We start from the raw sequence: 11967 nt of genomic DNA, 5'->3' as shown, positions 1-11967 counted from the left end.
TTATTTTATAAAATGACAGACACTTTTTATAATTAATGAAAAGCATGTTTCATTTCCTGGAAACGCAGTTTATACCGTGGGTGATTAAGGGAATGCCGTGCTATGCGCGGGTTTGCGCAACTACGTAAACAATCTGAAAAAATGAAAAAATAAATTTGCTTGAACGATTCACCGTTTTTTTCGCGGGTTTAAGTATGCCAGGATAAATACGCAACTATGTGTTTCTTAAACTCGTTCATTTATCACAAAAGGATTGTTCGATGTCCAACAATGGCTCGTCACCGCTGGTGCTTTGGTATAACCAACTCGGCATGAATGATGTAGACAGAGTTGGGGGCAAAAATGCCTCCCTGGGTGAAATGATTACTAACCTTTCCGGCATGGGCGTATCCGTTCCGAATGGTTTTGCAACCACTGCCGATGCGTTTAACCAGTTTTTGGATCAAAGCGGCGTAAACCAGCGCATTTATGAGCTGCTGGATAAGACAGATATTGATGATGTCTCCCAGCTGGCGAAAGCGGGCGCGCAGATCCGCCAGTGGATTATCGACACTCCTTTCCAGCCGGAGCTGGAAAACGCCATCCGCGATGCCTATGCGCAGCTTTCGTCGGATGATGAAAATGCCTCTTTTGCCGTGCGTTCCTCCGCCACGGCGGAAGATATGCCAGATGCTTCGTTTGCGGGCCAACAGGAAACGTTTCTTAACGTTCAGGGCTTCGATGCGGTACTGGTGGCAGTGAAACACGTATTTGCTTCTCTGTTTAACGATCGCGCCATCTCTTATCGCGTTCACCAGGGATATGATCATCGCGGCGTAGCGCTTTCCGCTGGCGTGCAGCGGATGGTTCGCTCCGATCTCGCCTCGTCAGGGGTGATGTTCTCTATCGATACCGAATCCGGCTTTGACCAGGTGGTCTTTATCACCTCGGCATGGGGACTGGGTGAAATGGTGGTGCAGGGCGCGGTTAACCCGGATGAATTTTATGTCCATAAGCCAACCCTGGCGGCAGGCCGTCCGGCCATCGTACGCCGCACCATGGGGTCGAAAAAAATCCGCATGGTTTACGCCGCCACCCAGGAGCACGGCAAGCAAGTGAAGATTGAAGATGTGCCGCAGGAACAGCGCGACATTTTCTCGCTCACCAACGAAGAAGTGCAGGAACTGGCGAAACAAGCGGTGCAGATTGAGCGGCACTATGGTCGTCCGATGGATATCGAATGGGCGAAAGACGGTCATACCGGTAAGCTCTTTATTGTGCAGGCACGTCCGGAAACCGTGCGCTCTCGTGGCCAGGTGATGGAGCGTTATACGCTACATGCGCAGGGGAAAATCATTGCCGAAGGTCGTGCCATTGGGCATCGTATCGGCGCAGGTACGGTAAAAGTTATTCACGATATCGGCGAAATGAACCGTATTGAGCCTGGCGATGTGCTTGTCACCGATATGACCGACCCGGACTGGGAACCGATCATGAAAAAAGCGGCGGCGATTGTCACTAACCGTGGCGGGCGCACCTGTCACGCGGCGATTATCGCCCGCGAATTAGGCATTCCGGCGGTAGTCGGCTGCGGCGACGCCACCGAACGCATGAAAAATGGCGAAAAAGTAACCGTCTCCTGCGCAGAAGGTGATACCGGTTATGTTTATGCCGACATGCTGGATTTCAGCGTAAAAAGCTCCAGCGTAGATACCATGCCAGAGCTACCGCTGAAGGTCATGATGAACGTCGGCAACCCGGACAGGGCATTTGACTTTGCCTGCCTGCCGAATGAAGGCGTAGGTCTGGCGCGACTGGAATTCATCATTAACCGTATGATTGGCGTTCACCCGCGTGCGCTGCTGGAGTTTGACGACCAGGATGCCGCGCTGCAAAACGACATTCGTGAGATGATGAAAGGGTTTGACTCGCCGCGTGAATTTTACGTTGGTCGACTGACGGAAGGGATCGCGACGTTAGGCGCCGCCTTCTACCCGAAACGCGTCATCGTTCGCCTGTCTGACTTTAAATCCAACGAATACGCCAACCTGGTCGGCGGCGAACGCTATGAGCCGCATGAAGAAAACCCGATGCTGGGCTTCCGCGGCGCGGGTCGTTACGTCGCAGAAAGTTTCCGCGATTGTTTTGCGCTGGAATGCGAAGCGGTGAAACGCGTGCGCAACGATATGGGCCTTACCAACGTCGAAATCATGATCCCGTTCGTGCGGACGGTCGACCAGGCGAAAGCGGTCATCGAAGAGCTGGCGCGCCAGGGGCTTAAACGCGGCGAGAACGGGCTGAAGATCATCATGATGTGCGAGATCCCGTCCAATGCCTTGCTGGCTGAACAGTTCCTCGAGTATTTTGATGGATTCTCGATTGGTTCTAACGACATGACGCAGCTGGCGCTGGGTCTGGATCGCGATTCCGGCGTGGTGTCTGAACTGTTTGACGAGCGTAACGACGCGGTGAAAGCGCTGCTGTCTATGGCGATCCGCGCGGCGAAAAAACAGGGCAAATATGTTGGAATTTGTGGTCAGGGTCCGTCCGACCATGAAGACTTTGCCGCCTGGCTGATGGAAGAGGGGATCGACAGCCTGTCGCTGAACCCGGACACCGTGGTTCAGACCTGGCTGAGTCTGGCGGAACTGAAGAAGTAGTGTGATACCGGATGGCGGCGTTAACGTCGCCATCCGGCAATTTATACCGCGGTGTGCTCCTTGCGCAGCCGCTCAATAATATCCTGCCGCAACAGAAACTTCTGCACTTTGCCAGAGGCGGTTCTGGGCAGTTTTTCTACGATGACGATCCGTTCCGGATATTTATACTTCGCTACCCGTTTTCGACTGAAAAAAGCGATCACTTCTTCCAGCGTCAGCGAAAGGTGCGGCGGTTTTAAGACCACATACGCGCATGAACGTTCGCCTAAGCGTTCATCAGGCATAGCAACGACGCAAGCATCGTGTATGCGAGGGTGCTGTAGCAAAATATCTTCGACTTCGCGACTGCTGATATTTTCACCTCCACGTATAATAATATCCTTTTTGCGCCCGGTAATTTTGATATAACCGTCTTCATCCATGCGGCAGAGGTCGCCGCTGTAATACCAGCCCTCGTTATCCAGTGCGCGGGCGGTAAGTTCCGGCTCGTCCAGGTATCCCATAAAAACGTTCGGCCCGCGCGAGGCTTCTTCGCCTTCGTGGCCTGCTGGAAGCGTATTGCGATCTTCATCCACGATTTTAATTTCTACACCGGTGGCGGCATAACCATCGGTATTCATCATGCGTGAAGTCGAATCACCCAGATTAACCATCGAGTGTGGAGAACTTTCTGTAGAACCGTAAATACTCAATAATTTGATACCGCGCTGCTGGCAGTCGCGGGCAACCTTTTTGGGAATAGTCGTGCCGCCGCATAAGAAGAATCGCAGTGAGGAGAGGTCGGCAGGCTGTTGCTCAACGGCACAAAGCAGATCGTAAATAAACGGCGTCGCGCCTGACATACAGGTACAGCGTTGCTGCGCTAATAAGGTAAGGCAGGCTTCTGGGGTAAAGATGTCCAGCAATACGCTACGCGCCCCGATTAAAAAGGGCGCGGTGACGCCGTGTAAAAATCCGGTGGCGTGGCCCAGTGGCGCAGGCATCAGGAACACATCTTGCCAGGTTAAATTCAACCGCGCGCAATACGCCCGTTCGCTGGCAAGAATATTATTGTGGGTCAACATCACCCCTTTCGGCATTCCTTCTGTGCCGGAGGTAAACAGCACTGCCGCCAGTTCATCACCGTGAATGTTAATGTCTGACTGCAACGGTTCGCTGCGGTCGATGATTTGACTAAGCGCAAGCGCTGTGGTGGCAGGCGCCAGTTTATCCACGCCGACAATATGCGTCAGATGGCGCAGTTGATTTTGTAGCGGAAGGATAAGATCGACCGGACGATTGTGTTTGAACACGGTGGGGGCGAAGAATATTTTAGCCTGACATTTGTTCAGCACCCAAACCAGCTCTGCTTCTCGCCAGGCGGGAAGTAGCGGGACAGATACCGCGCCCGTTTTCAGGCAGGCCAGATAAATGAGGGTAAACTCACACCAGCCCGGAAGCTGAAAGGCCACGCGATCGCCCGGTTGAATCCCCTGAGACAGTAACCAGTTTGCCAGGCGGCTTGCCGCGCAGTCGAGTGCGGCGTAGGTCCAGGACGCGCCATGATTATCGACCACGGCGATTTTATCGGGTACGGCGTGTGCGGTTTGCCGCCAGTAGTCGCCCAGTGAAGCATCGCCCCAGTAGCCGGACTCGCGATAGGTTTTCCGCCTTGCGGCGTCAAACGTTAATGTAACACTCATTGACTTGTTCTCTATTAATACAAATGACGTAATCTCCGGGGGCAAGCCGAATAAGACGCCGTAGCGTCGTTATCCGGTGTTTCAGAGCGTCAGCCGTAGCGAAACTCAACGCCGAACGTTCCCGCCGGGTATTCCCATTTTTCGAGAAGAGTATTGCCGCAGAGAACCCTGCAGGTCCCGCATTCCAGGCAGCCCGCGGAGTCAAAATGAATATTTCCCGCATCGTCCAGCTTATAGAGTCCGGCAGGGCAGGCTTTTATTAATTTATTAAACTCCTGCATGTCAGGCGAGGAGCGCAAAATGATATGTGGGTGTCCTTCATCTACGTAAAATTTATTTACGCCCAATTTGACGTCAACATTCACCTTATTGTCCGAACTCATAATGCCGTAGCCCCTTTTATGCCGTCTTTTAATAGATTCACCAGTCCAATTTTTTTCGCATGTGACAGGATAGTTTTACGCAACGGTGGGACTGGACCGCCATCAACGGTGAACAGATCGCCCACAATGTTTGCCGCCATTCGCGGGTACTCGGTAAAAAGCCGTGGGTTTTCCATTAATCCGGGGAGTTTGCGGAAATGCCGCATATCGCGTAACACGCCGTTTTTCTCCAGCGCGCGTTTGTAACCGGCAAGACTCGCGGCGGAAAAATCTTGCCGCGCTTTAGCGTCAATGGCAGTTTGAGCGGCCGCTTGCGCGGACGCGATGGCTAAATCCATGCCGCGGACGGTATAACCGAGATTCAGGCAAAGACCGGCGGCGTCGCCGACAATCATCACGCCGTCATTTGCCAGCTCCGGCATCATTGCTATGCCGCCTTCGGGCACCATATGAGCGGAGTATTCAAGCAGCGTTCCCCCCTGAATCAAAGGGCGTATTGCCGGATGCTGTTTAAAATCTTCCAGCATTTGCGGTACGCTTTTGGTCGCGTGAGCAATGTCGCCCAGGCCACATACCAGCCCCAGAGAAACCGAATCGCGGTTGGTATAAAGAAACCCGCCGCCCATGAGCCCGTTGGAGGGCGCGCCAGCGAATAACCAGGCGGCGCCTTCATGGGACGCCAGATTAAAGCGCTCTTCAATAAGTGCCGGAGAGAGCCCAATCAACTCTTTTACGCCGACGGCATAGTGATGCGCAGAAGAGACAGGCACCATGTCCAGTGAACGGCCCAGCATGGAATTCACGCCGTCCGCGAGAATCACAATATTCGCATCAAGAATATCATCCCCGGCCTGAACGCCAGTGACGCGATTGCCTTCACGTACCAGAGCGTCGACCCGTACACCTGGGATAAACTGCGCGCCAGCCTGCTCCGCCTGCGCCATTAGCCACGGGTCCAGTTTGTTGCGCAGTACGGTATATGACGTAAGGGGCGGAGTAGGGGGCGCGCGGTGAAAATCAAGTGTGACGGCGCTTTCTTCGGTTAAAAAGGAGATTTTTTCACGGGTAACGACGCGTTCGATGGGGGCGGACGTTGCGAATCCCGGCATAATACTTTCGATACTGTGAGCGTAGAGCCGGCCACCGGTCATATTTTTGCTGCCCGCGCTGTTTCCGCGTTCAATAACCAGTACATCCAGTCCCGCTTTTGCCATCACATACGCGGCGACCGTTCCTGCTACGCCTGCGCCCACCACAATAGCGTCAAATTTATCATCCGACATGCTTTATGCTCCTTTCCCGCCGTATCGACGACGGGAGATGTGCGTTGAAAAAGGAATTAGCGGCTTAACTGGTCGATGAGGGCAGGAACAACCTTATAGATATCGCCCACCAGGCCATAATCGGCATAATTGAAAATGGGCGCGTTTTTATCTTTGTTAATTGCGACAATAATTTTTGCGCCGTTTCCACCCACCATATGTTGAATTTGGCCGGAAATGCCCAGCGTCAGATAGAGATCGGATTTCAACAGAACGCCGGATACGCCAATATAACGCTCACGTTCCATCCAGTTTTCACCTTCCGCAATGGGGCGGGAACAGCCCACTTCTGCGCCGAGGACGGTCGCCAGTTTATGCACCATATCCAGATCGCTTTGCGCCGCCAGGCCTCGTCCTACGCCGATGACCCGTTTGGCTTTGCTCAAATCGACGCTGCTTAACGATTTCGCGCGCCGCTGCTGGCACAATACCTCGTGGCGTGGGGCAATATATGCCAGCGTGGTCTGCGGGCAAGTATGACCGGGGAGAGGGGCGGCGGGTTCCAGCACGCCGGGTGCCAGCGTAATAATCGCCTGCGGACTGTTTAATTTCTCTTTGCCGAAAGCAAGTCCGCCGTACATGCGATGCTCTGCGTGTAGCGTCCCGTCGAGGAGGTCAATAGACGTCGCGTCGTTCACCATCACGGCGTCAAGCTGGATGCTCAGCCGGGCGCCCAGCGCTTTACAGCGCTTGGTCGCCGCCATGAGCAGCAGCCCATTTTGGTCGCCTAATAACGAGGCCAGCGTTTCGGCATAGTTTTCCACGCGCTGCAAATCCGTATGCGATTCAAGAATGACTATCTCATCAGCGCCAAGCGCTTTCACGTAGTCGATCTCCGTGTTTCCTTGCACGATGGCGTAAACTTTTTCTCCCCACTGCCGCGCGCCGGTCATTAATTCGGCATAACGCTCTACGTTATCGCTAAATACCCATACGTTAGCTAAATGATTCATGATAATTTTTCTCCGTTGGGCTTAGTTCAGGGATTTTTTCAAATGGTCGGCCAGTGCGGTGATGGCTTCCGGCGAATCGTTATCGAGAATGATATGCTTGCGTTCTGTCTGCGGCGGTACCGAGATGGCGACCAGTTCCGCCATTGGCGTGGTTGGGGTCCAGTGGATATCGCTCGCCAGCCACGACGTAACGGCTTTTTTCCCGGCGCCGAGAATGGCTTTCATTGACGGGATGCGTGGAACGTTAATATCTGAGGTCACGCAAAGCACCGCGGGCAGCGTGAGCTCGATAATTTCAACGTCTTCTTCCAGTGTGCGTTCAACGATGATTTTGTCGCCGTCGCGTTGAATATGGCTTACTGCGTTGATGACGGGGAGTTTCAGGAGTTCGCCAGTCAGCAGGCCCACCTGTTGGGCATAAATATCGCCGGAGCCCTCTCCAAAGAGCAGCAGGTCAAAGCCGATTTTCTCCGCCGCGGATGCTAGCGCCAGCGCGGTTTCTTTGGGCAGGGCGTGCTCCAGCTGCGCATCCTGAACCATAAAAAGCGCATCTGGCCCGCGGGATAACACATCTTTGCGGACTTTTGAATTTTGTAACAGAGAGCCGCCGACGGTGAGCGCGGCGATCTCGTCGCCATCGCCAGCTAACTGCGCGGCGGCCTCAATTGCATTTAAATCAAACTGGCTGATTTTGGCCTCGGCACGATCAAAATTGAGCGAATGCTCCGGGGTCACGGTAATGTCCTGTTCTTCAGGCACCAACTTAAAGCAGGTTATTATTTTCATTGCATCTCCAGTGAGTCGCGTGCGGATAAGTAACGTAAATCTGACTGAAAATAGTCTGCGGCAGTCTGAAGAGGTTTACGATGGGTCAATCTGTTTTCCTTGCCAACAATCTTGCACAAAAAATCTGCGAACAGAGAATCGTTAGCAACCATCTGAAAAGGGCGTCATAAAAATATAAATACGGTAGTGAGAATAATAAGTGCGAAGCATATCATCATTTTTTAACATGAAACGTGCGATGTTGTTTCTGTGAGGTTAAAAGAAAACATCAAAGATATGTCGGCTATGTATTTTTGTCTGATAATACGCTATCGACAGGTAATCTGAGCTGTCTGCAAAAGAACATAATATCTTGCATTCGGAACGAATAATCTTGTTTTGCTGGTAATCTCCACGGTTGTACAACACTGACGCTCGCTTTATTTTATCCTGGTTATCTTTTTAAACCTGACAGAGGTTATTATGTATCAGCGCTGTTTTGACTCCGCCGCGGAGACGATTTTTGAACAGGACAAGACCCCTCGATTTTCACGTTTTGTCATTAGCGATGATCCAAACTGGGAGTCTGGCCATCATATGCATGATAATGAAACAGAGCTTATTTACGTCAAAAAAGGGATAGCCAGGTTAATTATTGACTCTTCACTCTACGTCGCGCATGCGGACGATATTGTCGTCGTTGAGCGGGGGCGGCTACACGCTGTAGCATCCGACAGCAATTCGCCGGCTACCACCTATACCTGTGCGCTGTATGGGTTTTGTTTTCCAGGTTGGGAAGAAAACCAACTATTGCAGAGTCATTCCTGTCCGGTGGTTTCCGTGGTTCAGGGGAAAGAGGTCATTAAAAGTATCTTTAATGAATTAAGCGTGTTACTTCCGCAGGGGAAAAACGTATTGGCTTCCTCTGTATACGATGCATTTGCTTACACTCTGACCGCGCTTTATTATGAAAATTTTAAAAATGCCTATCGTTCTGAACAAGGCTACATTAAAAAAGATGTATTAATTAAGGATGTGCTTGTTTATCTCAATAATAATTATCGTGAAAAAATCACGCTTGACCAGCTATCGAAAAAATTTCGCGCCAGCGTCAGTTATATATGCCATGAATTTGCCAAGGAATATCATATATCCCCTATCAACTATGTTATTCAACGACGTATGACCGAGGCCAAGTTTGCGCTGACAAACACTGAGTCGCCACTGGCAGAAATTTCATGGCGGGTAGGATATGAAAATGTGGACCATTTTGCCAAATTGTTTATGCGGCATGTAGGATGTTCTCCCAACGATTATCGTAAGCAATTTAAAAATAGTCTGGTTGAGCAGGCGTATTTGCTGCCAAATACCTGACGGCGAAATATATCTGATTTATTCGGCCTGATGCCGTAAAGCAGTCAGGCCGAATAAGACGTTCCGGTACGATCCTTACTTGTTCTGATAGTCTTTCAGAATCTGGCGTCCTGCCACATAGATCATAATTTCATCCGTGCCGCCACCGATACGTTCGCAGCGAACATCGCGCCAGAAGCGGGAGACACGGGCTTCGTCAGTATAACCAAGCCCACCCATAATCTGAATCGCATCGTCAATCACTTCCATCGCTGTGCGTGCGCAGTACAGCTTAGCCAGCGCGGCGCTGGTACGCAGTGACTCTTCCCGATCGGCCTGCCAGGCGACTTTCAACACCATATTGCGCATGTTTTCGATTTTGATGGCCATTAACGCCAGCTTTTCCTGGATCATCTGGTTATGGCCGATGGGTTTACCAAAGGCGATACGCTGGTTGGCGTAACGGGCGGCATCTTCAAATGCGCATTCGGCGAAACCTGTACTGCGCGCCGCATTAATCAAACGCTCCATCTCAAAATTGTACATGACATTGAGGAAACCCATACCTTCTTCACCGACCCGGTCGCTTTCGTCCACCTCGACATTATCGAGATAAACTTCGCATGTACTCAACATGTGCCAGCCAATTTTGTGCAGCGGATTAATCTTTATGCCCGGTTTATTTGAGTCCACCCACCAAAGCGTGAACGCTTTTTTAGGATCTTTTGGCTCCGTATCGCGCGCCAGAACCAGCATGTAAGGATATTCTTTTGCACCGGTGATAAATGTTTTTTGGCCGTTAAGATAAACCTTGCCGTTTTTACGCGTCCAGGTTGTTGTGGCGCTATTATTATCAGATCCCGCGCCAGGTTCTGTTAAGGCTAGCGCATATGCTGGATCGCCGGTGGCCAGAGTACTTTCTGCTGTTTTACGCAGTTGTTCTGCGGAACCAAAACGGCGCATACTGTGAATGCATTGGCCGTTGGTAATCAAAAAGGCCGGAGCGCCGCATTTTGAGATTTCCATCAGCGCCAGCATTTGCGTTACATAGTCAGCCGGAATGCCGCCGAATTCTTCCGGGACGCCCAGCATCGAAATACCGTTTTCCGCCAGCGCCTGCATAAATTCTTTGGGATAGGTGCCCGTTTGATCGCAGGTACGGAAATACTCTTCCGGAAAATTGCTGGTGATTAACTCGCGAATACTGGCCAGTAATAGTTCTTGTTCTTCAGTTAATGAAAAATCCATATTTGTACTCCTTTTAATGTGTTGCGTCAGGAAGCGTGAATCCCATAGTGCTATCGGTAAATAATCTTGTGTCCATCAGTTTTAAATCTGGTGAGATAACCGGTGAAAAATCCATCTTGTCAAGAATATCCCGCTGCAGATCGACGCCAGGCGCAATTTCAATTAAATGCAGGCCATCTTGTTTGAGAGTGAAAACCGCACGTTCAGTGATGTAACGCACGTCTAACCCGCGCTCAAGCGCAATTTTTCCACTGAACGTAATTTCCGGCAGTTCGCTGACGAATTTTTTCACGCGACCTTCCTGCAGAATATTTAATTTGCCATCGGTAATTTCAGTTTTTAAACTTCCGGCCGTCAGAGTTCCGCAGAAAATAATTTTTTGCGACGTTGCGCTAATATCGATAAACCCGCCGGTGCCCATAATTTTGCCGTTGAATTTATGTACACCGACATTACCGTGTTGATCCACTTCGGCAAAACTTAAATAGCAGACATCGAGCCCACCGCCGTGATAAAAATCAAATTGTGAGGTCATATCGAGGATCGCGCGGGTATTGACATTGGCGCCGAAGGCCACGCCCTGAGAGGTAATACCGCCCACCGGGCCTGTTTCCACGGTCAGCACGAAGTCATCGGCGCAGCCTTCCTCGCGAGCGACCAGACCAATACCGTCGGCAATGCCTACGCCCACATTGCCTACCGCGCCTTTACGCATTTCAAACAGCGCGCGTCGGGCTACCAGCTTGCGCTGATTAAGGGGTAGGGTAAGCTGCGTACTATCATCAAGAGTGAAATCCCCGGAGATAAATCGGTTCACCGGCGCGCCGCCATACAGTTGCGTCTGGTCGGCGTCGACAACCACAATATCCACCAGATAGCCGGGAATACGCACGGATTTTGGATGCAGCGTGGCTTTTTTTACCATTTTCTGCACCTGCATCATTACAATACCGCCATTATTGTGAACGGCCTGGGCGATCACCAGCGCATCAAGATACATCACCTCATCTTCAAATGATGCATAGCCTTCGCTGTCGCAGGTGGTGGCGCGGATAAAAGCCACATTAGGCGCTATCGCTTTATAATAGAGATATTCTTTATTATCGATCTCTACCAGCTTAATGAGATCTTCTTTAGTCACGTCGTTTAATTTTCCGCCCTGTTGGCGAGGGTCGACAAAGGTACCAATACCAATATCGCTCAGAATACCCGGCTGGTGTGCGGCGCTGGCGCGCAGCGTCTGGGTTAATACGCCTTGTGGGTAGTTATAGGCGGCGATTTTATTTTGTTCAGCCAGTTCAGAAATACGGGGAGATTGCCCCCAATGTCCGCATAGCGCCCATTTTACCAATCCCTCCTGCGCCAGCGGGCTGATGCCGCGATCGGCGCGGTCACCTAATCCGGTAGGGCTAATAATAGATAAATCTCGTGGTGACTGGGTTGTTTGATATTTATCTGCCAGTGCGGTAATTAATGTTGTCGCTTCGAGAATACCGCCGCCTGCGCCCAGAATACATAAAGTGGCCTCATCTGGAATATAATTTACTGCTTCTTGTGCAGAGAGCACGGGAACGCGGCCATTAATGCGTGATGGCTTATTGATTTTCATATTTACTCCACTA

General features: G+C 51.2%; 9 protein-coding genes. 2 read left to right on the top strand and 7 right to left on the bottom strand.

Annotation, left to right across the window (positions count from 1 at the left end):
- The first annotated feature begins 260 nt into the window (after nucleotides 1–260).
- On the top strand, nucleotides 261–2639 hold the full coding sequence (gene ppsA, locus K8W53_RS12750) for a phosphoenolpyruvate synthase (protein WP_052939347.1): 2379 nt from the start codon (nucleotides 261–263) through the stop codon (nucleotides 2637–2639).
- 41 nt (nucleotides 2640–2680) lie between these two features.
- Here the strand turns inward: ppsA and fadK are convergent, their stop codons facing one another.
- The 5 genes from fadK to K8W53_RS12725 form a co-directional block, all read right to left on the bottom strand.
- A complete protein-coding gene (gene fadK, locus K8W53_RS12745; protein WP_052939348.1) occupies nucleotides 2681–4321 on the bottom strand; it encodes a medium-chain fatty-acid--CoA ligase in 1641 nt (546 codons plus the stop codon).
- 89 nt (nucleotides 4322–4410) lie between these two features.
- A complete protein-coding gene (locus tag K8W53_RS12740; RefSeq protein WP_000093362.1) occupies nucleotides 4411–4704 on the bottom strand; it encodes a ferredoxin family protein in 294 nt (97 codons plus the stop codon).
- A complete protein-coding gene (locus tag K8W53_RS12735; RefSeq protein ID WP_001278565.1) occupies nucleotides 4701–5987 on the bottom strand; it encodes an FAD-dependent oxidoreductase in 1287 nt (428 codons plus the stop codon). The genes K8W53_RS12740 and K8W53_RS12735 overlap by 4 nt, the downstream gene beginning before the upstream one ends.
- A gap of 56 nt (nucleotides 5988–6043) precedes the next feature.
- Nucleotides 6044–6979, bottom strand: coding sequence for an electron transfer flavoprotein subunit alpha (locus tag K8W53_RS12730; RefSeq protein WP_001015880.1), 936 nt, complete (start codon nucleotides 6977–6979; stop codon nucleotides 6044–6046).
- A 21-nt stretch (nucleotides 6980–7000) separates the two neighbouring features.
- Entirely contained in the window at nucleotides 7001–7765 is a 765-nt protein-coding gene (locus tag K8W53_RS12725) for an electron transfer flavoprotein (RefSeq protein WP_000692096.1), read from the bottom strand.
- 462 nt (nucleotides 7766–8227) lie between these two features.
- Here K8W53_RS12725 and K8W53_RS12720 point away from each other — a divergent pair, with 462 nt between their 5' ends.
- Nucleotides 8228–9118 (top strand): AraC family transcriptional regulator, encoded by an 891-nt coding sequence (locus K8W53_RS12720; RefSeq protein ID WP_000284832.1) that lies wholly within the window; start codon nucleotides 8228–8230, stop codon nucleotides 9116–9118.
- 75 nt (nucleotides 9119–9193) lie between these two features.
- On the opposite strand, the gene K8W53_RS12715 is transcribed toward K8W53_RS12720, so the two are convergent.
- A complete protein-coding gene (locus tag K8W53_RS12715; RefSeq protein ID WP_000347819.1) occupies nucleotides 9194–10345 on the bottom strand; it encodes an acyl-CoA dehydrogenase in 1152 nt (383 codons plus the stop codon).
- A 13-nt stretch (nucleotides 10346–10358) separates the two neighbouring features.
- Entirely contained in the window at nucleotides 10359–11954 is a 1596-nt protein-coding gene (locus K8W53_RS12710; protein WP_000700599.1) for an acyl CoA:acetate/3-ketoacid CoA transferase, read from the bottom strand.
- Nucleotides 11955–11967 lie beyond the last annotated feature (13 nt).

Source organism: Salmonella sp. A29-2, from assembly GCF_020150755.1.
Taxonomy (GTDB): Bacteria; Pseudomonadota; Gammaproteobacteria; order Enterobacterales; family Enterobacteriaceae; genus Salmonella; species Salmonella enterica.
The sequence above is the reverse complement of the archived record's forward strand: the minus strand, read 5'-3'. Positions and strand labels throughout refer to the sequence as shown.